Source organism: Burkholderia sp. Ax-1719 (assembly GCF_011753055.1).
Classification (GTDB): Bacteria; Pseudomonadota; Gammaproteobacteria; order Burkholderiales; family Burkholderiaceae; genus Paraburkholderia.
This window is the reverse complement of the sequence record NZ_VWWJ01000010.1, coordinates 23,359-45,718: the sequence shown is the minus strand read 5'-3', so window position 1 is coordinate 45,718 and position 22,360 is coordinate 23,359. Positions and strand designations below refer to the sequence as shown.

The 22,360-nt window shown below is 63.5% G+C and carries 22 protein-coding genes; 5 read left to right on the top strand and 17 right to left on the bottom strand.

The genetic code is table 11. The annotated features are described in order from the left end of the window. Positions 1-9 precede the first annotated feature (9 nt). Positions 10-1,434, top strand: coding sequence for a carbohydrate porin (locus F3J17_RS18970; RefSeq protein WP_167061926.1), 1,425 nt, complete (start codon positions 10-12; stop codon positions 1,432-1,434). 20 nt (positions 1,435-1,454) lie between these two features. Here the strand turns inward: F3J17_RS18970 and F3J17_RS18965 are convergent, their stop codons facing one another. From F3J17_RS18965 to F3J17_RS18930, 8 genes are all read right to left on the bottom strand, one after another. Next, positions 1,455-1,664, bottom strand: coding sequence for a YXWGXW repeat-containing protein (locus F3J17_RS18965; RefSeq protein ID WP_167061923.1), 210 nt, complete (start codon positions 1,662-1,664; stop codon positions 1,455-1,457). Between the two features lie 151 nt (positions 1,665-1,815). Then, entirely contained in the window at positions 1,816-2,973 is a 1,158-nt protein-coding gene (locus F3J17_RS18960; protein WP_345891218.1) for a DUF1501 domain-containing protein, read from the bottom strand. Beyond that, positions 2,970-4,427: a DUF1800 domain-containing protein gene (locus tag F3J17_RS18955; protein WP_167061918.1), complete on the bottom strand. Its 1,458-nt coding sequence runs from the start codon at positions 4,425-4,427 to the stop codon at positions 2,970-2,972. The genes F3J17_RS18960 and F3J17_RS18955 overlap by 4 nt, the downstream gene beginning before the upstream one ends. Positions 4,428-4,590: 163 nt before the next feature. Beyond that, a complete protein-coding gene (locus tag F3J17_RS18950) occupies positions 4,591-5,118 on the bottom strand; it encodes a periplasmic heavy metal sensor (RefSeq protein ID WP_167061915.1) in 528 nt (175 codons plus the stop codon). Next, the gene (locus tag F3J17_RS18945) at positions 5,115-5,612 is read right to left on the bottom strand and encodes a hypothetical protein (RefSeq protein ID WP_167061912.1); all 498 of its coding nucleotides are present in this window, start codon (positions 5,610-5,612) and stop codon (positions 5,115-5,117) included. Before F3J17_RS18945 ends, F3J17_RS18950 begins: the two co-directional genes overlap by 4 nt. Then, on the bottom strand, positions 5,609-6,259 hold the full coding sequence (locus F3J17_RS18940) for an RNA polymerase sigma factor (RefSeq protein ID WP_240161057.1): 651 nt from the start codon (positions 6,257-6,259) through the stop codon (positions 5,609-5,611). The genes F3J17_RS18945 and F3J17_RS18940 overlap by 4 nt, the downstream gene beginning before the upstream one ends. 255 nt (positions 6,260-6,514) lie before the next feature. Next, entirely contained in the window at positions 6,515-6,823 is a 309-nt protein-coding gene (locus F3J17_RS18935) for a YXWGXW repeat-containing protein (protein WP_167061909.1), read from the bottom strand. 116 nt (positions 6,824-6,939) lie between these two features. Continuing rightward, on the bottom strand, positions 6,940-7,884 hold the full coding sequence (locus F3J17_RS18930) for a LysR substrate-binding domain-containing protein (protein ID WP_167061906.1): 945 nt from the start codon (positions 7,882-7,884) through the stop codon (positions 6,940-6,942). Between the two features lie 98 nt (positions 7,885-7,982). Between F3J17_RS18930 and F3J17_RS18925 the strand changes: the two genes are divergently transcribed. The 3 genes from F3J17_RS18925 (at position 7,983) to F3J17_RS18915 (ending at position 12,414) form a co-directional block, all read left to right on the top strand. After that, positions 7,983-8,909: a carbon-nitrogen hydrolase family protein gene (locus F3J17_RS18925; protein WP_167061903.1), complete on the top strand. Its 927-nt coding sequence runs from the start codon at positions 7,983-7,985 to the stop codon at positions 8,907-8,909. A 205-nt stretch (positions 8,910-9,114) separates the two neighbouring features. Then, positions 9,115-10,668: a DHA2 family efflux MFS transporter permease subunit gene (locus F3J17_RS18920; RefSeq protein WP_167061900.1), complete on the top strand. Its 1,554-nt coding sequence runs from the start codon at positions 9,115-9,117 to the stop codon at positions 10,666-10,668. Between the two features lie 579 nt (positions 10,669-11,247). Continuing rightward, positions 11,248-12,414, top strand: a complete 1,167-nt coding sequence (locus F3J17_RS18915; protein WP_167061898.1) for a porin — start codon at positions 11,248-11,250, stop codon at positions 12,412-12,414. A 170-nt stretch (positions 12,415-12,584) separates the two neighbouring features. Here F3J17_RS18915 and F3J17_RS18910 read toward each other — a convergent pair whose 3' ends face one another. After that, positions 12,585-13,769 carry a polysaccharide pyruvyl transferase family protein gene (locus F3J17_RS18910; RefSeq protein WP_167061897.1) on the bottom strand — a complete coding sequence of 395 codons (1,185 nt, stop codon included), beginning with the start codon at positions 13,767-13,769 and terminating at the stop codon, positions 12,585-12,587. 107 nt (positions 13,770-13,876) lie between these two features. Between F3J17_RS18910 and F3J17_RS18905 the strand changes: the two genes are divergently transcribed. Then, positions 13,877-14,275, top strand: a complete 399-nt coding sequence (locus F3J17_RS18905; protein ID WP_167061895.1) for a PPC domain-containing DNA-binding protein — start codon at positions 13,877-13,879, stop codon at positions 14,273-14,275. A 78-nt stretch (positions 14,276-14,353) separates the two neighbouring features. Here F3J17_RS18905 and F3J17_RS18900 read toward each other — a convergent pair whose 3' ends face one another. The 8 genes from F3J17_RS18900 to F3J17_RS18865 form a co-directional block, all read right to left on the bottom strand. Continuing rightward, positions 14,354-15,526: a porin gene (locus tag F3J17_RS18900; RefSeq protein WP_167061893.1), complete on the bottom strand. Its 1,173-nt coding sequence runs from the start codon at positions 15,524-15,526 to the stop codon at positions 14,354-14,356. A 345-nt stretch (positions 15,527-15,871) separates the two neighbouring features. Beyond that, positions 15,872-16,048: a DUF1328 domain-containing protein gene (locus F3J17_RS18895; protein WP_103703336.1), complete on the bottom strand. Its 177-nt coding sequence runs from the start codon at positions 16,046-16,048 to the stop codon at positions 15,872-15,874. 113 nt (positions 16,049-16,161) lie between these two features. Beyond that, positions 16,162-18,141: a glycosyl hydrolase family 28 protein gene (locus F3J17_RS18890; RefSeq protein ID WP_167061891.1), complete on the bottom strand. Its 1,980-nt coding sequence runs from the start codon at positions 18,139-18,141 to the stop codon at positions 16,162-16,164. 467 nt (positions 18,142-18,608) lie between these two features. Beyond that, positions 18,609-18,905: a YciI family protein gene (locus tag F3J17_RS18885; protein WP_167061889.1), complete on the bottom strand. Its 297-nt coding sequence runs from the start codon at positions 18,903-18,905 to the stop codon at positions 18,609-18,611. 21 nt (positions 18,906-18,926) lie between these two features. Next, entirely contained in the window at positions 18,927-19,211 is a 285-nt protein-coding gene (gene catC, locus F3J17_RS18880; RefSeq protein ID WP_027819040.1) for a muconolactone Delta-isomerase, read from the bottom strand. A gap of 39 nt (positions 19,212-19,250) precedes the next feature. Then, positions 19,251-20,576: a TIGR00366 family protein gene (locus tag F3J17_RS18875; RefSeq protein ID WP_167061887.1), complete on the bottom strand. Its 1,326-nt coding sequence runs from the start codon at positions 20,574-20,576 to the stop codon at positions 19,251-19,253. Positions 20,577-20,649: 73 nt separating this feature from the next. Then, entirely contained in the window at positions 20,650-21,609 is a 960-nt protein-coding gene (locus F3J17_RS18870) for a 3-hydroxyacyl-CoA dehydrogenase (protein ID WP_167061885.1), read from the bottom strand. Between the two features lie 2 nt (positions 21,610-21,611). Beyond that, positions 21,612-22,313, bottom strand: a complete 702-nt coding sequence (locus F3J17_RS18865; protein WP_167061882.1) for an SDR family oxidoreductase — start codon at positions 22,311-22,313, stop codon at positions 21,612-21,614. Between the last annotated feature and the right edge of the window lie 47 nt (positions 22,314-22,360).

Here is a 22,360-nt window from a genome sequence, read left to right as displayed (position 1 = left end):
AAAAACATCATGAATAAGCACTTCAACACTACGCCGTCGTTCCGGGTTTCGCGATTTTGTGCCGCTGCGTTGCTCGCTTTTGCGTTTGCGCCAGCGGCTTTTGCTCAGGCCAATGACGCTGCGGCTCCCGCTGCACCGCCAGGTCTATGGGATCGCGCGACGCTGTTCGGCGATATGGGCGGGCTGCGGCCTTGGCTCGGCGACCGGGGCATTTCGTTTGGCCTGCAGGAGACCAGCGAATATCTGAACAATCTCTCAGGCGGCGTTCATCGCAGCGGCGCTTACGACGGCCTCACGGAAATGAGCGTGGGCGTGGATACGCAAAAGGCCTTCGGACTGCCGGGCGGCATTTTCAATGTGTCTGCGTTGCAGATTCATGGCAGCAATCTCACGCAGCGCAATCTGCTGGCGCTTCAGCCCGCTTCGGGTATCGAGGCTGACTCCACCACGCGTCTGTGGGAGCTCTGGTATCAGCAAGGCTTCGCGGGTGGCAAGGCCGATGTGAAGATCGGCCAGCAAAGTCTCGATCAGGAATTCATGACGAGCCAGTACGCGAACACGTTCATGAACGCGACGTTCGGCTGGCCGGTGCTGCCGTCCGTGGATATGCCGGCGGGCGGCCCTGCATATCCGCTCTCGGCGCTGGGCGTGCGCCTGCGTGCGATGCCATCCGACACGTGGACGGTGCTGGCTGGCGTATTCGACGGTAACCCGTCCGGCAACGGCAGCGGCGATCCGCAAAAGCTCAATGCGCATGGCACGAATTTCAATCTGCATGATGGCGCGCTCTTTATCGGCGAGGTGCAATACGCGCTCAATCCGGCGCCTTCCGACGCATCCGCTGCGAAGCCATCAGGATTGCCAGGCACTTATAAGGTGGGATTCTGGTACGACACCACGCAGTTCGCGGACCAGCGCTTCGATAACACCGGCCTCTCGCTGGCGAATCCGGCAAGCACGGGCGTGCCGCGCATGCATAAGGGCGACTATGGCGTCTATGCGGTCGCGGATCAGATGATCTGGCGCCCAGCAGCAGATAGCCCGCAATCGTTGGGCGTCTTTGCGCGCGTGATGGCCGCGCCAGGCGACCGCAATCTCGTCGATCTCGCCGTGAATGCGGGCGTGAGCCTGAAGGCGCCGTTCAAGGGCCGCGACAACGACGTGGTGGGCCTGGCGGTGGGCTATGCGCAGATCGGCTCGCACGCGCAGGATCTGGCGAGCGATACGGCGGCCGTGACGCCGGGCTATCCGTCGCGCAGCGCGGAAACCGTGCTGGAAGCGACGTATCAATATCAGGTTGCACCGTGGTGGCAGATGCAGGCCGACTTCCAGTATCTGTTCAGGCCGGCGGGCGGCATTCCCGATCCGCAGAATGCCGCGCGCCGCGTGGGGGATGAAGCGATCGTCGGCGTGCGCACCACGATCGCGTTCTGACGCAGTGACTTGACCCGGGCTTACCAGGCAGCCGCCCAGTGGCCCGGCACCCAGTCCCAATGGTTGCCTTCCCAGCGGTAATGGCCCTTGACCCAGTGGTAGCCAGGTTGGGGCGCGGGCGGCACGACTTCGACGCGCGGCGGCGGTTCGGGCGGTCGCGCGGGTTCGACCACGCAGGCGCAGAGCAGGGCGGCGCAAGCGAGCGCGGCGAAAGAGAGTCTGGTTTTCATGGTGAATTCCTCCTTGATGACGGATTTATCGTTGGCTTGAGTGTGAGTGCGAGGCTTCGGCATAAATTTTGGATGCCGAAGCAAATGGTCTCCTCGCACCGAATCCGTCCTTGTTCGTTGTGTTTCGCGGCGCGTTGTCCCGATCGTTACGTCAGGTCCGCACGAGTCCGGTGATGGGACGCGTCGTGCCCGCTTGCGAAAACAGCGTGGCCGCGGTGCGTTGCGGATCGAGACGCAGGCTTTCGGCGGCGGCTCCTGCGATCAGCCCATCGAGCGCCGCAGTCGGCTTGAGATCGCGTGCTTCGTAGAGATCGTTGGGACGCAGGCCTGGCCAGTCGGCGATGACGCGACCGCCCGCGACAGCGCCGCCCATCAACATCGCCACCGAACCCTGCCCGTGGTCGGTGCCTCCCGTGCCGTTGGCGGCGGCGGTACGGCCGAACTCGGTCGCCACTAGCACGGTAGTGTTGTCCCATGCGGGGCCAAGGTTGTCGCGCAAGGCGGCAATCATCGTGTCGAGCGCTTTCAGCTGATTCGATAAGCGCGCGTTCTGTGCGCTATGCGTATCCCAGCCGCCGGTCTCGATCATGGCGATGCGCGGGCCGTCCGCGCGCGCGAGAAAACCCGCTGCCAGTTTGCCCACGCTCGCCGGGTCCTGCCTGGCGCTCACATCGCCCGCCAGTCCGCGCGCCGTCATCGCCGACGTCCACAGACCATGCAATTGCGCATCGCCCTCATAGAGCGCGGAGACGCGCGTGAGCAGATCGTCGGAAGCGGCGGGCAGGGCGGACGGCGCATACGAGGTCGCGCGCGCCGCGCCGCGCAAGGCGAGCGGCACGGTGGGCGCAAATGCGATGGCGTTCTCGCGTGTGCCGCCTACCTGCGCGACGAGCCGGTTGAGCCAGCCATCCTTCACCTGATACGGCGCGCGGCCGCCGGTTTCCAGCACGTTCTGGCCATCGAAATGCGAGCGGTCGCGATACGGCGAAGCCACCGCGTGCACGAACAGCGCCTGGCCCGACTTATACATCTGCGCGGTCTGCGCCAAAGAGGGATGCAGGGCGAAGGTGCCGTCCAGTTTGGTGGCGTTGGCGGTGTCGATGGTGAGCGCACCGCGCAGCCCCGCGTAAGCCGGTTCGGCGTACGGCACGACGATATTCAGGCCGTCCGCTGCGCCGCGCTGGATCACGAAGACGAAGCGGCGATCGGTGGCGGCGCTGGCGAACACGATTTGCGGCGCGACGAGCATCGCGCCCGCACCCGCGGCAGCGACGCGCAGGAAATGGCGACGGGAGAGCATGGCGGTTATCTCCTCAGAAAGTCAGGCGAAATGAGCAACAGGGCGAGCGCCGTCGGCGCGCTTTCCGCGTGCGCGACGGCCGAAGCGGTGGGCGGCGTCAATGTGCCCGGCAAGACAGCAGGCGCGAGCGCGCGCGGATCGATGCGGTCGCCCACGCGCGCGGCGAAACGCTGCGCGACTTCGACGCGCCGCACCAGCGCATCGGGCGCGGCCCAGCTTGCGGCAATGTCGTCGTAGCCCGCGGGCGAACCAGGCCGCCAGATCGGCTGGCCCAGTTGCGTGAGCAGCGGCGCGGCATTGAGATCGCCGCGATCGCGCCAGCCGAGCGCGCGCATCGACGACACGGTCCATTCCCACGGCGTCTTGAACTTGGTGTCGGGCGCGCTCCAGGCTTCGGGTGCGGTTGCCAGCGCGCGATAGACCGTGGGCAGATCGCCGCCGCTTTGTTCGAAGGCTTGCGAAAGCCGCTCGGTGAGCGCGGGCGGCGGGTTATCGGCGACGAAATGACGTCCCAGCTGGAAAGCGATGTGGCGGCTGGTAGCGGGCGCGCGCGCAAGATCGTGCAGAATGGCGCGCGCCTGTGCTTCGCCATCCTGATCATATTGACGGCCCATCACCGTGCGCGTACCGGGTTCGTGCAAGGCCGGACGAAACACGAATGCGCCGGGCTGTGCATTGCCGGGCTGCGGGCCGCGCGCGGCGGCCACGCTCCAGCCGGTGAGCGCCCGCGCGAATTCGGTCACGTCTTCCTGCGTGTAGCCGGTGCGCACGCCCAGCGTGTGAAGCTCCATGATCTCGCGCGCCAGATTCTCGTTGAGGCCGCGTTTGTGGGCGGGATCGCGTTGATCGGCGCGCAGCGCGGCGCGGCTGTCCGGCCCGACCGAGCGCGTCTGGTCGAGAAAAAGCTGCATGGCGGGATGTTGCTCGACGGCCACCAGCATGTCCTCGAAATTGCCGAGCACGTGCGGGCGAATCGCTTCCATTTCGAACGCGCCCGCCAGACCGGCAATAGCGGCCTTGTCGACGGAAACCGCGAAGTGGTTCGACCAGAAATGCACGAGACGCTCGACAAAGGGCGTATCGGTTTGCAGCGCGCTGGTGAGGCGCGCGTTGACCGCGCTGCGATAGATATCGGCGCTCTCGCGGCGGATTGCACGATTCACGGCCTGGCGCGCGGCCTGCGGATTGGACGCAGCCGATGCCGCTTCGTTATTCGCGGCCGTGTTTTGCACGCCGCTGGCTGCGTTATCGGCCATGCCTTGCTGGCGCTCTTCGCCAAAGCGTGTCGCCAGTGCGACCGCGCCGGGCTCGTCGCGCCAGGCAGCGGGTAGCGGCTCGTATCGCGCGAACTGGTCGAGCAGCCAGTGTTGCGGATCGGCGGGCGGCGTATCGTCGGCGCGCGCGCCCAGGCCGAAGCGGTTCATCGCGATCGCGGCGTCGCGGGCGGTGGGCTGGCTGTCCATGCGCGGTCCTTGTCAGGTCGGGTGAAGGGCGTTCGAGGCGCTATGTGCTGTCCTCGTCCTTCCTTTAAACGCGGACTCCCGCGCGAATCCGTCGCTGTCCTGCCAATTTTTTTATTGCGTTCGCTTACTGCATGCGCTTACTGCATGCGCTCATTGCACGTGATTACTGCGCCGAGCTGGCCGATGCATCGGCCTTGCGCTTTGGCGGCGGCAGACGCCATTGCCCGCTGCGCTGCAAGCCTTCGACGAACTTCACGCGTTCCTCGGGCGTAAGCGTGGCGGCGTAATCGGCCACTCCGCTTTCCACCCGGGTGCGCAACGCAATATCGGATTCACGCGTGTGCGCGAGCGCCGCATCGAGCGCGGCGCGGTCGAAGTTCGGCGCGGCGAGCAGATCGAGCACCTGACGGCGGTCGTCGCGGGCGGCGCGCGCGTCGTCGCGGCCCTCGCGGCGCGCGGCCTTCAAGGCATCGACAAATTGCTGCTGCCGCTCGGGCGAGAGATAGTCGGTGGCGAAGCGCAGCGCCGCGCGCTGGGCCGGCTGCACTTGCTGGCTTTCCTTGAGCGTCTGCGCCTGCGTGACATCGTGCGCGGCGAACCAGCGCCACGCGCCGCCCGCAATCCCGCCGAGCAGAAATACATTGAGCAGGACCGATCCTGCAATCAGCACCTTCAACGAGCGTGCGTTCATTCATCACCCCAATCGGCGCTCGAACCGCCGAAACTCGTACCTAAATAGCTGCTCTCGTGCGTGGCATCGTGCAGCACTTCATGCAGCGCGTCCTGTTGTGCGTCCGGTCTTGCTCCGTAACCTGTCGTCAACGTATTGCCCGTCAGCATGATCGACATGGCTAAAGCGCCCGCCAACGCGCCCGCCAGTCCGACACCCGCGAAGGCCGCGCCCGACCACCAGAAGCGTCGGCGGCGCGTGCGGTCTGCGTTGGCTTGCACTGGCACGGCCACGGGTGCGCTGTCGACGATCCGTTCGACGAGCGCGCGCGAGGGCGGCGCAACCATATCGCGCGCGAGCCACGCGTCCAGTTCCAGCGCGGCTTCGAGCACGGTGTCGGCCTGTGCGCGATGCGCGCGTGCCCAGGCGAGCGCGTCGGCGCGCTCGTGCTGCGGCCAGCGGCGCGGATCGGCGCCATAGGCTTCGACGAGTGTGTGGAATCGTTCGGGTGTCATGCTCGATCCTTGGCGGGCCCTTCGCCGGCCAGTTGTGCGCGCAGGGTGCGCCGGGCGCGCGCCAGCAAGCTTTCGAGCGCATCGACCGTGATGTCCATCAGCGCGGCCGCCTCGGCGTTCGAAAGCTCCTGATAATAAGTGAGCACGAGGGCTTCGCGTTGGCGTACCGGCAACGCGGCCAGTGCGTCGCGCACGCGTGCATCGCGCGACCGGGATTCGAAGCGCTCGTCGGGGCGCGCGGCGGGATCGGGCTCCTCGCTCAAGGCGCGCGCATCGGGCGCGAGCGTCTCGCGATGACCGCGCAGTCGGTCATAGCAGAGATTGAGCGCAACGCGATGCAGCCACGTGTCGAATTTCGCCTCGCCGGTGCGCCAGTGCGGCGCCTGTTTCCAGATACGCATGAACGCCTCCTGGGCCACGTCCTCCGCTTCCATGCGGTCGCCCAGCATGCGCGTTGCGAGCGCGAGCAGGCGCGGCAGCTTGTTCAGGACGAGCGAACGCACCGCGCCCGCGTCGCGCGCGCCAACGCGGGCGATCAGGTGCGCGTCGGGGTCCGCTCTGGCGTCGGCTTTGGCGTCGATTTCGGGTGCACGCGCCGTGTTCGACGCGTGCCCGCGCGCGGACTCGTCTTCCCGACCGTCGTTCAAGGCGCGGTCCTGACAGGGCGGTTGCGGCGCGGCCGCAGCCGTGCGGGTCTCATCGTCGTGCCCTCCCAGGGCGTGCGCCGGTTCGGGCCGCGCCGCCGTGGCGGCGGCGTCGGCCGGTTCGCTGGCGTTCAATATACGACGACCGCGGGCCGGTAATACGCAGGGCGCGCAGGTTCGACGATGCAGCCCGTGAGGACTGCCGCAGCCAGCGCGATGATAAGCAATGTCTTCATGATTGCCGCCTTATCAGCCAGATCAGGCCCAATGGCCCGGCACCCAGCGCCAGTTCGGGCCGTGCTCGATCCAGTGGCCGGGAATCCAGCGGTGGCCCATGCGTACCGGCTGCCAGTGGCCAGGCGCCCACACATAGCCGCCATGGTCCCAGCGCCAGTGGCCCGGGTCCCAGGCGTAGCCGTTGCGTGGCGGCGGCACGGTTTCGACGCGCGGCGGCGGCGGCGCGTTCGGCGCAATGATGACGGTCTGAGCGATGGCGCTGCCGCCTGCGAGCGCCAGCGTGGCGACGACGAGCAGCGACCGCAATCCCTGAAGCGTTGTGCGAGACATGAAACCCTCCCGTTGTTGGTGACGGGCGCACGGCGCGGCTGTGGCAGTCCGCGCGCCCTTGTCATCCTTGAACGGGCGGGGCGGGGGAAATCCGTCGCGCTCCGGTGAAATATTTTTCAGGCGCGCGGCGCGCCCAGCAAATGAGAGCAGGCATCGATGGCGTCGCGCACCCGGGCCACGGCGGCGTCGCGCAGCGCATTGGCGCGCCAGCCCAGCTCGATCGGATAACCGGGCAGCGCGAGCGGACATTCGACCAGGCGCAGGCCGGTGAGCGCGGCAATCGCGCTGGCGGCGTGGCGCGGAATCGTGGCGACGGCCTGGGTGCCCTTGAGCAGATGCGGCAGCGCGGCGAAGTGGGTGGTCGACGCAATCACCGTGCGCTTGAGGCCCTGTGCGGCAAGCGCTTCGTCAACGATACCGACCACGCCGCCCGACGACACCAGAATATGTCCCCGCGCCACGAAATCTTCGAGCAGGAGTGCGCTGTTGCCCTCGCGATTGCCCGCACGCGGCAGCGTCGCCGCATCGACGAGACAGGCGTAGTCGCCCTGACCGAGCGATTGATGGCTGAGCCCGCGCGCGCCAAAGCCGCCCGCTGCGATCGCCAGATCGATGTCCTGACTGGCGAGGCTGTCGCTCACGATCTGGCTGTAAGTCTGCCGAAAGATCACGCGCAGCCCCGGCGCATGCCGCGCGACCTGCGCGATGATGGGCTGGCCCAGCGCCAGCTCGAAATCGTCCGAGAGGCCGATGGCGACCGCGCGCCCGTGAAAGCTGGCCGGATGCGGCGAGGCGATTGCTAGGCTCTGGCGCACGCGGTCGAGCGCCTCGGTGACGACGGGCTTGAGTTCGCGTGCGCGGGCCGTTGGCGCCAGGCCGCGCCCGGTTGGCGTGAACAGGCGGTCGTCGTAGAGCACGCGCAGACGCTTGAGCGCGGCGCTCACGGCCGACTGCGTCATATCCAGCCGGATCGCGGCGCGGCTCGCGCCGCCTTCTTCGAACAGGGCTTCGAAGATCTTCAGCAGATTCAGATCGACGCCGGAGATATCACGGGCATGCATAGCAGAAAGTGGCGGCGCGCGTGGGCGCGAGGTTTTGACCCCGTCATGATACGGATTCGCCACGTTACGCGGAAAACCAAGGATCACGGAGAACCTGTATGCCGAAATCGACTGTCACCGCTTTGCAGATTGGCTCGCTGCCGCAAGGCAAGGCCGCCACGCTGGACCATATTCTCTCGTTCGAGGCGGATATCCGCGCGTCGGGCGCCGCGCTCGTCGTCATGCCCGAGGCGTTGCTGGGCGGCTATCCGAAGGGCGAAATCTTCGGCACGCGTCTGGGCTACCGTCTGCCCGAGGGACGCGAAACCTTCGCCCGTTACTACGAGAACGCCATCGACGTGCCGGGCCCGGAAACCGAGGCGCTGGCCGCATTGTCCGCACGCTGCGAGGCGTCGATCGTGATCGGCGTGATCGAGCGTGCGGGCAGCTCGCTGTTTTGTACGGCGTTGTTCTTCGATCCGCGCGAAGGGCTGGTGGCGAAGCATCGCAAGCTCATGCCCACCGGCACCGAACGCCTGATCTGGGGGCAGGGCGATGGCTCGACGCTGCCGGTGGTGCAGACCGGCGCGGGCGTCGCGGGCGCGGCGATCTGCTGGGAGAACCATATGCCGCTGCTGCGCACGGCGATGTACGCGAAAGGCGTGCAAATCTGGTGCGCGCCGACCGTCGACGAACGCGAAGTCTGGCAGTGCTCGATGCGCCATATCGCGCATGAAGGGCGTTGCTTCGTCGTGAGCGCGTGCCAGGTGCAGCCTTCGCCCGCTGCGCTCGGCATCGACGTGCCGGGCTGGGATCCCGCCCGTGCGCTCATCAACGGCGGCAGCGTGATCGTCGGGCCGCTCGGCGATATTCTCGCGGGGCCGCTGCACGGTGAGACCGGCCTCGTGAGCGCGCAGATCGATACCGACGAACTGGTGCGCGCCCGTTACGACTTCGACGTGGTGGGCCACTACGCGCGCCCGGACGTGTTTTCGCTTACGGTGGATGAGCGCGCCAAACGCACGGTGCATTTCAAGGGCGACTGATGCGCTAGCCGATTCTGGTGCGGATAATATGGATGACTGATTAATTGGCGCTGGAGTTGTGTAAGGCGTGGCCATGGCCGCGCATTGTTGCCGCAGCTGTCAGTGATTGATGCGTGTTTGGACATTGATCGGAACGCCTGGCTCTGTCAGGCTCCCGGGTGGCCCGCGCCACGCCGCCGGCCCTTGTCCATCACACGCGTAATCCATGTCCGCACCGCAATCCCTCGCGCCGCTCAGCGGCGCCAAGCTCGCCATCGGCACTGTCGCCGTGTCGCTGGCGATGTTCATGAACGTGCTCGATTCGTCGATCGCCAATGTCGCGATTCCGACCATCTCGGGCGACCTTGGCGTGTCCGTCGACGAAGGCACGTGGGTCATCACCATCTTCGCGGCGGCCAATGCCGTTTCCATTCCGCTCACCGGCTGGCTCACGCAGCGCTTTGGCACCGTGAAGCTGTTCGTCAGCTCGATCCTGCTGTTCGTGCTCGCCTCGTGGCTGTGCGGCATCGCGCCGAATCTGCCTACGCTGCTGGGCGCGCGTATTCTGCAAGGCGTCGTGGCTGGCCCGCTGGCACCGCTTTCGCAGGCGTTGCTACTTGGCTCGTGGCCCAAACAGAAGTCGTCGACGGCGCTCGCGCTCTGGTCGATGACGGCGCTGGTCGGCCCGATTGCCGGGCCGTCGCTGGGCGGCTGGATCACATACGACTACAACTGGTCGTGGATCTTCTATATCAACATTCCCGTGGGCCTGTTCGCCGCAGCGGTCACGTGGGCCATCTATCGCGAACGCGAATCCGCCACGCGCCGCCTGCCGATCGACGGCGTGGGCCTGTTCCTGCTTGTCGTCTGGGTGGCCTCATTGCAGATCATGCTCGACAAGGGCAAGGATCTCGCGTGGTTCGATTCGCCGCTGATCGTGGCGCTTGGCCTGGTTGCGCTGGTCGGCTTCGCGTTCTTTATCGTGTGGGAGCTCACCGCGGAAAACCCCGTGGTCGATATTCGCCTGTTTACGCAGCGCAATTTCGCGGGCGGCACGATTTCGATTTCGGTCGCGTATGGCATGTTCTTCGGCACGCTGGTGCTGCTGCCGCAGTGGATGCAAGGGTATCTGGGTTATCGCGCGGTGGATTCGGGGCTGGCAACCGCGCCGCTGGGCGTGTTCGCGGTGCTGCTTACGCCCATCATCGGTCGCCTGCTGCCGCGTAGCGACCCGCGCTATATCGCCACGGTTGCCTTTATCGGCTTCGCCGCGGTCTTCATGATGCGCACGCAGTTCTATACCGACGTTTCGCACTGGGACATCGTGCTGCCCACACTGCTGCAAGGCATTCCGATGGCGATGTTCTTCGTGCCGCTCACCTCGATCATTCTTTCGGGTCTGCCGCCCGAAAAGATTCCGGCCGCCGCCGGCTTGTCGAACTTCGCGCGGACGTTCTGCGGCGCGGTGGGCACTTCGCTGATTGGCAACGCGTTCAACGACCGCACGATCCTGCATCACGTGCGGCTCACGGAGCAGGCGAGCCCCACCAACCCGGTGTTCACGCAGCAGATGGAGGCGATGCACGGCGCGCTCCATCTGAGCGGCGATTCGGCCTATGCGCTCTTCAATACCTCGGTGGATTCACAGGCGGCGGTGATGGGCCTGAACGATATCTTCTATATCTCGGCGATCATCTTTATTGCCATCATTCCGCTGATCTGGATTACAAGGCCATCGCGCAGCGCTGCCGATGCTTCAAGTGCGGCTGGTGCGCATTAATCACCAGTATTAGCGTCGGCTTAATGACGCTGATTAACGCACTGTAATCACGCGTTACGAGTTGTAAATTAGCTGGCGGATTTTCCCTGAGCCGGCGCGCCGATTATCGGTGCGCCGGCTTTTTCTCATCTGCAGGCTTTCGGGACTCTTTCGGGATGATTGCGAGACATTGTGTCGCACCAATAAAAATGGGGTGACCGCAGACTCGGCCACCCCATTAGTCCTTGGCAACTGTTCCGGAGTTACCTCAGACGGCGGAATATTAGCATGGGGGTTGAGTCCTAATTGAGCTTCTTTTGACAATAATCAAGTTCTCTAACTGGACTGTGGCGTCGCGTGATTGCCACACGTGTGTGACAGCCAGATGACGGTGTCAGCGCGATTTTTCCCTTTTGAGACAAGGTTTTAAGCGCCAAAAACCTGATATTTCCATATTTCGCAAATATCTGTTCCACCACGTAAATGATCCGTTTCTACGTCTGTGGCACTTAAACTTCGCCGGAGATTGCGGGATGGGTCCAATACCCGGATTCATTTCATTGCGGTCTGCAAGTCAAAGCAAGCTAATTTAGGAAAGTCATGAAGAACACTCTGATCATCGCGGGCGTCCTGAGCGCGTTCGCAGTTTCGGCTCACGCACAAAGCAGCGTCACGCTGTACGGTTCGCTGGATGCGGGTATCGTCTACGCGAACAACGCAGGCGGCCACGCAGCATGGAACCAGGGCAGCGGCGCCGTGTCCGACACGTACTTCGGCCTGAAGGGCAGCGAAGACCTGGGCGGCGGTCTGCATGCCATCTTCACGTTGGAAAACGGCTTCAACCTGAACAACGGCAAGCAGTCGGAAAGCAACACGATGTTCAACCGCCAGGCGTTCGTCGGTCTGCAAAGCGACCGTTTCGGTACGCTGACGCTCGGCCGCCAGTACGACTCGATGGTTGACTTCCTGTCGCCGCTGTCGGAAGCAGGCGCTGGCTACGGCAACAACCTGTCGGCTCACCCGTTCGACAACGACAACCTCGACCACTCGTTCTCGATCAAGAACTCGGTCAAGTACACGAGCGTCAACTACGCTGGCTTCAAGTTCGGCGGCCTGTACGGCTTCAGCAATGACGCTGGCCAGTTCTCGAACAACCGCGCATGGAGCGTTGGCGCTTCGTACAACAACGGCCCGCTGAACGCCGCTGCTTCGTACCTGCAAATGAACACGTCGGTTGGCCAGTCGAACTCGTCGAGCGGCGCAGTGAACGCAGGCAACAGCAACAACTTCAACCTGACGGCACAAACGCAGCGCACGATGGGCGCAGGCGTGAACTACACGTACGGCCCGGCAACGGTCGGCTTCGTGTGGACCCACACGCAATACGAAAACCTGCTGGCTGGCTCGCAAAACGGTTCGGCAACGAACTTCACGATCCCGACCGGCACGAACCTGCACCTCGACAACTTCGAGCTGAACGGCCGCTACGCACTGACCCCGGCCCTGAGCCTGGACGCATCGTACACGTTCACGGACGGCAAGCTGAAGAGCTCGGCTGGTTCGACGGATCCGAAGTGGCAAACGGCTTCGCTGCAAGCTGACTACTCGCTGTCGAAGCGCACCGACGTGTACGTCGAAGGCATCTACCAGCACGCATCGGGCTCGTTCGGCAATGGCCGTGCGAACGTTGCTATGATCAACACGCTGTCGCCGTCGACCTCGCAAAACCAGGTCGCTGCAACGGTTGGTCTGCGTCACCGCTTCTAATCGAAGCCTGACTGCTTCATACGCAAGCTGACAGGCGCGCGCGGCGGATCGGCCGGTTCGTCCGCGCGTCAGCAAGCAGGCGTCAAAGCTGGCCCGTCGTGCGAAATGTGCCCACAAGGCATGTTTCGCCGGCGGGCCAGCTGCGTTTTGAGGCCTTGTCTTAGCGGCTTTTATCGCAGCGATGTATCGAAGGCCGCACGATAGCGGCGTGCCAGATCGTTCGCCGTTTGATGCAGTAATGCAGTATCCGCATGCAATGCGTTGCTGATTGCTGCGGCCAGATCTTCCACATACGCCTTCGCGGCGATTTCTTGCGGCTCCCACGTCGCTATATACGCGGCCTGCTTGGGCGGCTGCAATGCTTCCTCTCTGTGAATGATGCTGACGCGTGGCCGCGCGAACGCCATCGCCACGATTCTGCCGTGCAAACTGCTGCCGCAGTAGACGCGACTCGATGCGAGCAACGCGCAGATATCCCAGATATTCAGTGATCCGAATAAAACCGTATTCGCGCTCAGGTGTTGCTTCAGGCGCGCGTAAATGGTGAGGTCGTCGTGCCAGGGCGCGGCGCCGGCGCGAAACAGCACGATGCCCAGATCATATTCCTTGCCAATACGCGAGAGTTCGCGCGCAATGATGTCGAGCGTGGCATCGTCGCCGAAGCTCGTATCGAATTGAATGGCTGCGTAGCCTTGCGGGAATGCGTTCGCTATCGCCTGTAGAGCGGGCGTTGTCGTGCGAGTGTGGATGAGATTGCCGAAAAGCTCAGCGACCATTACCGCGGGGTCGGGGATCAGTTGCGCGTTGATGCCATGTTCGCGCAGATGGGTTTGCGTGAGCGTGTCTCGGACACTGACTTCGTCGGCTTGCTTGAGTTTTTCGATGACTTCGAGCTGGAAGGCCTTATCACGACGGTCGAGGCCTGCGCCGCCTATCGCTTGAAAGACGGTGTGTCTTGCCGGCATTGCGGTTTTGGAGAGCACATAGGGCGCACGCGCTGCAATGTCGAGATGAGCTTTCGACCACGTGAGCGGATCGGCTTTCCACGCATGCTCTTCAGCGATCAGCGTTTGCACGCGTTCTGGCGGCGCGAGCATTACGGCGGCTTCCCACGCATCGCAGGTCAGGAGTTCGCCGCCTGCGTGAACGAGATCGACGCTTGAATGGCTGGCGGCGATCTGGGCGACTGGCGTGATTCGATGTCCGCCGAATGCGCGCAGATCGCGCGCCGCAAGCCCGGCAAACAGCACCTCGCGCGGCGCAAGCATGCGGGCGAGCACGTGGGGAAACAGCAGATCGCCGAAATTGTGGCGATCGAATGCGCCGAACAGGACCACGGGTGCCGCGGAGGACATGGACGCGCCTTGAAACATGCGGTAGGTCTTCGATATTACGCTTCTGATTGCACGCCGCTGCCAGCCGCCGTAATCTGATAAGCCCGAATGTGCTTAAGGAGCCGTTCATGCAGGCGCTACCTCTGAGATTGTCGCCCGGAGACGATCTGCGCGATGCGCTCGGCCGTCTGCTTGCGGCGCAGCGTGTCAACGCGGCCTATGTGGTGCAGGGGATCGGCAGTCTGAGTGCGGTCGAATTGCGCTATGCGGGCATCGACGATCCCACTTCGCTGCGCGGCGATTACGAAATTCTCACGCTGGCGGGCTCGCTCGCGCCCGATGGTGTGCATCTGCACATGAGCGTGTCCGATGCGCAGGGGCGTGTGTTTGGCGGCCACGTCGCGCATGGCTGCATCGTGCGCACCACGGCGGAAGTGCTGGTCATGCTGCTGCCAGGTTTTAGTTTCTCGCGCGAGCACGACGCGCAGACTGGCTATCCCGAACTCGTCGTGCACAAGGGCAAATAAAAAGCGGCGATGGATCGGTCAGCTGGACCGTTCGCATCGCCGCATTCACCGCTTGATTTCAGGCTCGCGCCCGAATCATCAGAACTTCAGACGCATACCCGCTGCGACCACAGCCTGCGTGTTGCTCGACGAAGCTGCGAGGTTGTAGATCGACGCATTGCCCAGCACCGAGATGCCGTTCGCGCCCGAAACGCGCTGATACACGCCTTCGAGGTACAGGTCGGTGCGCTTCGAGAGCGCATAGTCAGCCTGCAGCATGAACTGGTTCCAGTGCGGCGACGCATTGCCAGCGGTGCGGCTAAGCGAACCGTCGGTGTACGTGTACGAACCGCCCAGGCTGAATTGCGGCGTGAGCTGGTAACGGCCGTTCACTTCGTAGTTGTTGAACGTGAGGTAGTTCGCGTCGAACGTATTGAGCGAGCCGCCTTGAGCGATTTCCGTGGGCGAAGCGATCATCGTGCGCGTGAACACGACACCGACCTTGGCCGCGCCGATCGTGTAGCTGCCGCCTGCGCCCAGCGTGCGCGTGCGTGCGGCGACGAACATCGGATCGTTGTCGGTGTTGGTGCCGGCGGACAGCGCGCCGCTCGTGGTCGAGCCCGGCTGGTTGCCCTGGAAGTACGCGACGGCCAGGTTGATCGGACCGCCGTTCCACGACGCGCCAAACGTGTAGGCGCTGTTCTGGGCGAACTCGCCGCCCGCGTTGCTGAACGCGTAGGCCGCTTCGGCCTGGAAGCCCGAATAGATCGCGCTGCGGAACTTGATCGCATTGTTCATGCGAACGTCGTTGTTCAGGTTGTCGTTGTCGAACGGGTGATCGGCAATATTGCCGCCAAAGCCCGAGCCGGTCGCCGACATCGGCGCGATCATGTCCACCAGCGCGTCATACTGACGGCCCAGCGTGACCGTGCCGAACTGGTCGCTCGACAGACCCACCCACGCTTGCCGGCCGAACATATAGCCGCCGTTCGAACCCTTGCCGGTCACGGTCGAGAAGCCGTTTTCAAGGTCGAAAATCGCCTTCAGGCCGCCGCCGAGATCTTCGGCGCCGCGCAGGCCCCAACGGCTCGTGCTGACGTTGCCGGATTGCATGCCATAGGTGGCGCCGTGACCCGACGACGACTTCTGGTTGCTGATGTAGTCGAGCCCCGCGTCGACGGTGCCGTACAGGGTGACGCTGCTTTGCGCATGCGCCATCGACGACGCAGCCAGGGTGGCGAGCGCGAGAGTATTCAACAACGCTTTTTTCATGTCGATTCCGTAGTAGAAAGATAAGTCACCCTGTGTCTGGACGAGCGTGTGGTTAGGAGTCCAATACACAAGGTTCGCAGCGATGCAGCAGGAACCGAGAATTTAAGGAAATGCAATTACAGGTACATGTCGAAAATGGCCTGCAAAATGAAACTTGGTTTAAGTTTCTGACATGAAAAATTTAAGCGCGCATTAATGGCGGTCTTCAGAAAGGGCGGAGAAAGGCGATTTGCGCGCTGGCGAACGCTGCGCGGCGGAGCTAAAGCATTGTATTGCAGAGTTATTTTGAGGGGCACTGCGCAGGCCGGGCCGGCACTGCCAATGTGGCAGCGCCGGCCCGCACCGCTAATCGACAATCTTCTTCGCGACGAACACCCCCAGCAACAGGAAGGCAATGCACAGGACGAGGAAGATAAAGAACAGGATCTTGGCGATAGCGGCGGCACCCGCGGCGACGCCGGTAAAGCCGAGCAGGGCCGCAATGACGGCCACGATAGCAAAGAACAGAGCCAGTTTCAGCATTTCGGTTTTCTCCTCGCGTGTGGGCGGCGCAAGCGCACGCCGGGACTGGGCTGATTGGTTGCTGTAAGGGGAGAGCAAGCGGTGTGCCTGGGCTGGGCGAAAGCCGGTCTGGTTCAACGCGCCGCCCGCGCCCCCAGACTGCCCGGGAACGGCACGAACGCCAGGCTGCAATCCACGGGCGGATTCGCCGCTCCGTTAGAGGACTGCGTCAGCACCACGCTGCTGTCGAGACCTTGCAACGGCAGTGTCGTTCCACCCGGACCCACGGCGATCTGCGCATCGGCGGCAGTCACGGAGAGCGGCGCGACATCCGCTACTACGTTATTCAGCGTGATCTGCAACGGATTGACGACCGGCGGATTCGGCAGGCCCGCCGCGCCTGCCGACCAGCCCTTGCCCGTGAGGATCGGGCTCGCCGTATTGAAGCCCTGAAACGTATAACCCGACGCGTTGACGATACGGATGCCGTCCAGACTGATATTGCGGAAGTTCGGGTAAAGCCCCGCGCTGGTCGTCGGGCTGTAGTACGGCGAGAAGATCAGCGCCTGCGGACTGAGCGATGGCGTGGGCGTAGCCGTGCGAATGCACACGTTCTGATAACGGATATTGGCGATCAGCCCGCTGCGACTCCAGTCGGACTTGATCCGCAGGCCGTTGTCCGCACCGTCCATAACCAGGTCGTACACGTTCACGTTACTCACGCTCGGATAGATGCCGTCTACGGCGGTAACGTCCGCGTTAGCCGTACCGTTATCCGAACCCGCCGATTCGCTGCCGATCGACATGCCGTGGCCTTCATAGAAGTGACTGTGCGCGACCGTAACGTTATAGGTTCGGCCATTTACGGCGGCTGTACCACCCTTGATGGCGATGTTGTCGTCGCCGGTACGGATCGACGTGTAGGCGATGAGGATATTGCTCGCATCGCCGGTGAGCTTGCCGGGGTTGCCCGGGTTGCTGGTGATCGGGCCGGAACTGGCGGGGTCGATGCCGTCGGTGTTCTTCGCGTTGAGCGTGCTGTAGGGCGCGCCCAGATAGTTCGTCATGGCTTCATAGGCGGCGGTCGGCGTGAAGATTTTTACGCCCCATGCGACGAAGCCGTCGATACCGCTTGGCACCACATGGAATTTGGGCGCGTTCTGCAGCGTAATGCGATAGAGCGTGAAATTGCGGCCATTGTTGATCTGGATAAGGCGCGGGTTGTTCTGCGAGGCGTTCTGCACGACGTTGGCCTGCCAGCCGATATCCCACCAGCTCATCGCTGTGCCGTCAGGACGCTTGAGCAAGGCCGGATCGCCAGGAACGCTGCTGAGGAGCGGGCTGCCGCCGCGACCGTCAATCACGCCATCGCCCATGACGGCGCTGTTGCTTGTTTTGGCCGCCGTGATGAGCGCGTTGCAGCCGTTGTCGCTCGACGTGATCAGGCCGCAGCTCGCGGTGCCTTTGGTCTTGTCATACTGGCGCGGGTCGCGCGAAGCGAAGAGTGTGACGCCGCTATCGATCCAGAGCGTGACGCCGCCCGGCAGATTGAGCGGGCCGGACAGGAAGGCGTTTGCCCCGCCGGGGGCGGTCGTCAGATGCACAACTTTGTTGGTGGCGAGGCCGGTGCTCGCGGCGTTCGTGCAACTCGTGAGCGCGTTCTGGATGCGCACGGTGTCGGGTGCGGTGCTGGTGGCGTCGGCGCTATCGGGCAGCAGGCCGTTGGGGAGCGCGCTGAGGCCGGCGGAGAGCGTCGCGCAGATCTGGCTGGCGGCGGGCAGGGTGGGTTCGGGCGGCAATGCGCTGTCTGCGGTCGTCGTGCCGACCTGGAAACCAGGCGCCGTGGGCGCGGTGTTGCCGCTGGTGCCGCTGGCGGGAGCGTCGGGGGTGACTGGCGTGGTGGGCGCATCGCTGGCGGCAGTCGGGCTGTCGGCGCTCGCGCTATCCGATGCGGCCATTGGCGCCGAAGCCGTGTTATTGACACTGCCGTTATCGGACGCCGCCGCCCCCGAGCCGCCGCATGCCGCCAGTGCGAGCGTCGCGCTCATCGCGCAGATCAATAAGGGCAGCGCTTTCGCGCCTTGCGTGGGGGAAGTGTCGGAGTGGCAGGCCATGTGTGATCTCGCGAGGTTGTCTTACAACGTCGCGTAGTGTAGTGAGCCGATGAAGCGGCATCACACCTGGTAAATGCCCTGACATTTTTTCAGGATGGCTGAATAAAAACTAAAACCAATAAGCGTTATTCATGCCGCAGATTGGTGAGTATGTTGGGCTATCTTGATGTGTGTCAGCGCTGCGCCGGCATGAAGGCGAGTATCGACAAATGGATATTGCCGTAGGGCAATAAAGTGGGATTTTTAGGCTAGTCAATGCTGCGCTCTGCTATGGCATTTCTGCCGACAGCGGTGTTCACGCATTCGCACGAAGCTGGCAGAAGTTGCGTCGCACATTCTTTGATCGCGCGCAAACCCTGAAAAACGGCCCGTCGCGCTGGAGGGGCGCACGACGGGCCAAACCGGCGCCGTACAGGGCGGCGCCGTCCGAGGGAAGCAATAGAGGGGAGAGCTAACGTCGGCTTACGTTAGAGATGACAGACACCGTCCACGTACGCCTTGCGCCAGCGGACGATGCTCACACGCTCGAACAGATCAACCCGCGAGAACGGGTCCTGCGCGATGAACGCTTCGGCTTCCTCGCGTGTCTCGACATCGACGATATAGATGCCGCCGCCCGCGCTCGATCCATCGTCGTTGAGCTTGGCGCCGCAGGCAAGCAGCAGGGTTTTATGCTGCGCGAGAAAATCCAGATGCACATCGCGTTCACGCGCGCGCACATGCGCGTGGTCGGGCTTGTCGAATGTCTCGATCAGAAAGGGCATGGCGTGGTCCGCGACGTGATCTCAGTTTGGCGCAATCGCGGAAGGATGCTGCGCGAGCGGCGTCACGCTGATCTTCATGAACGGAAACAGCGGCAACGCGGAAAGCAGCGTGTGCAGTTCGTCATTCGATTCCACGTCGAATACGCTGTAATTCGCGTACTCGCCGGCTACGCGCCACAGATGACGCCATTTGCCTTCGTGCTGGAGGCGCTGGGAAAAGGCTTTTTCTTCGGCCTTGAGCTTGTCGGCGTAAGCGGCGTCGGTGCCGTGCGGAATCTGCACCTGCATGTGCACGAGATACAGCATGGTGAATCTCCAGGAATATCGTTTCGGAAAAAGGGCGAATCAACCCCAGGCGAGAATCGCGACCGAATAAACGATCCCAATCCAGAACATCATGATGACCGTATAGCCCATGATGTCCTTGAGTTTGAGTTTGGAAAGCGCCAGCGCGGGCAGAATCCAGAACGGTTGCACGAGATCGTTCCATGCATTGCCCAGCATCACGGCCGTGGACGTATGGCCAACCGACGCGCCAATCGTCTTCGCCGCCTCGATCATGAACGGCCCTTGAATGACCCAGTGACCGCCGCCTGAGGGCGCGAAGAAGTTGATGACGAACGAGCTGATCAAACCCCAGAAGGGCAGCGTGGCCGGCGTCGCCACTTTGACAAATGCTTCGGAAAACGTATTAACCAGACCCGACGACGCCATGATCGCCATAATGCCTGCATAGAACGGGTACTGAAGGATGATGCCGCTGATCGTGCGGATGCCTTCATTGAGCTTCTCCACATAGCGGATCGGCGTGCCCAGCAGCAGGATGCCCAGGAAAAGAATAAAGAAGTTGATGAGGTTCAGGTCGATCGAGCCGCCTTGCACGAAATGCAGCGCCACATAACCCATGCCGATAGCGCCGATCACATAGCTCAGCACGCGGCTGTTATTCAGTCGATTGGCGAGCGTCTTGCCTTCGTCGATATCAAGTGCGGGCGCGGCCTTCGGGGCTTCTTCGAGCGCACGGTCGATTTCCTTCACGGGCTGGCCCGCTTTCGGATGCAGCCACGCATTGAGCAGCGGCAGCGTGATGATCGTGACCAGGCTCGTAATGAGCATGGTGGGCGAGAAAATTGTTTCGGATAGCGGAATGACGCCCATTTGTGCTTCGAGCGGGTGCCCCTTGGTGGAGATCAACACCGGAATGCTGGCGGAAAGCCCAAGCCCGTAGAGCGTAAAGCCGCTATACGCCGACGCGATAATGAGCGGGTAATGCACGCCCTTCACACGCAGCGCCAGTTTGCGCGCGACGATGCCGCCCACCACCAGCCCGAAGCCCCAGTTCAGATAGCTGCCGACACCGCCCACCAGCGTCGCGACGATAATCGCCATGCGCGGCGAGTCGACGTGCGAGACGAGCCGGTTGAGAAAGCGGTCGGTGAGCGGCGCGGTGGCGAGCACATAGCCCATCGCAAGAATCACGGCCATCTGCGTGGTGAACGCGAGCAGCGCCCAGAAGCCCTTGCCCCAACTGGTGGTGAGCGCCGTGACGGCCTGGCCTTGCACGATGACGGCAAGCGCCATCGTGAGCAGGGTGAGGCCGATTGCGAAGACGAAGGGATCGGGTAGATACCGGCGCATCAGCTCGGTGAAGAAGGCAGTGACTCGCTGCATGGTTGTGTCTCTTTCAGGTCTTAATAGTTCTTGGGTCTCTCTCGCGTCGCGAGCGGGGCTTGTGCTGGGTGATTCAGTCGTCCGTGTGCGTGGCGTTCTTGCGATGCCGCGCGAGTTGCATTAGTTGCCGATCGCGCCAGGACACGCGCGCGTCCCATCGGTCGAGCGGCAGGGCCGCACGGCGCGCGGCTTCCACCTGCTCGACCAGTTCAGGCGTCCAGGGATCGTGCTGGCCGCGCTCCGCGCCCATGCGTTCGTACGACGGTCCCATCTTCTGTGCATGCGAAGCGATGCCGCCGCGCGTGTTCAGATCGACGGTCTCGAACGGGCCGATCACTGACCAGCGCGGCGCGAGGCCTTCACGCATGACGGTATCGATATCGTCGACCGTGGCCACGCCGTCGCGCACGAGGCAATACGCTTCGCGCAGCACTGCGCCTTGCAGGCGGTTGAAAATGAAGCCCGCCACTTCTTTCTTCACGCGCACGGGCATGAGGCCCGCTTCGCCGTACAGCGCAATGGCGCGCGTGGTCGCCGCCGCGGACGTGAAGGGCGCGGGCACGATCTCGACCACGGGCACCAGATAAGGCGGATTGCCCGGATGCGCGACGATGCAGCGCGCGTGGCCCGGCAGACCTTGATCGACGAATTCCGACGCCGCCAGAAACGACGAAGCGCTGGCGAGGATCGCCTGTGGCGGCGCGCATTTATCCAGTTGTGCGAAGAGTTCGCGCTTCAGGTCGACACGTTCCGGAGCGCATTCCTGCACGAGATCGGCATCGATCACTGCGGCTTCAAGCGTATCGACGATCTCCACCCTTGCCGCGATCAGCGCGGCGCTTTCGTCGATCAGCGCGAATCGCGTGAGATCGTCCAGACGCAGCGCGATTTCCGCGGGTGCGGCTGCGCGCCGTTGCGCGTCGGGATCGAAGAGGCGTACGCGCCAGCCTGCGCGCGCAAAAACGATCGCGAAGGCCACGCCGATGCTGCCTGCGCCAACGATGCCCGCGCGCCGCAATGCAGTGGGCGTCATCGTCAGACTCCCGCGACGCCGACCGTCATGCCGCCGCACACATAAAGCACCTGGCCCGTGACGAAGCCGCTGCGCGCGTCGAGCAGATACGAGGCCGCGTGCGAGATATCGTCGGGTGTGCCCACGCGCTTGACTGGCACGGCGTCGATGATGGCCTGGGTACGCGGCGCGCCAGGCGGATTGGCGCGGTCGAACAGTTCGGTGCGGATCGGGCCCGGGCCGATCGCGTTGGCGGTGATGCCGTGCACACCCAGTTCCAGCGCCCAGACGCGCGTCATGCCGATCAATGCAGCCTTGGTGGCCGAATAGGCGGTACGCAGTTCCTTGCCGAGTGCCGCGCGCGAGGACATATTGACGATGCGCCCAAAGCCCGCCGACTTCATGCCCGGCAGCAGCGCCTGCATGCATTGCTGCGCGCAGCGCACATTGAGCGCCCACGCCAGTTCCAGTTCTTCGAGTGTTTGATGCTCGGCGTCGTTGGGTACCACGATGCCCACGTTGTTGATGAGGCGCGTGATCGGACCGCCCTCAAGCGCGCGTTCGAGTGCGGCTGCGGTGGCCTGCGTATCGGTGAGATCGGCGAGAATGCCGTTGCCCACGCGGTCGATCACGACCGGCTCGTAACCGTCCGCTTCGCAACGTGCCGCGCATGCCGCGCCAATGCCGGCAGCGCCGCCGGTGATCAGAACTCGTTCTTTAGCCATGTCGATGATAAAAAGGATTGCTTATCGAATTAGTGCCGGATTTATCG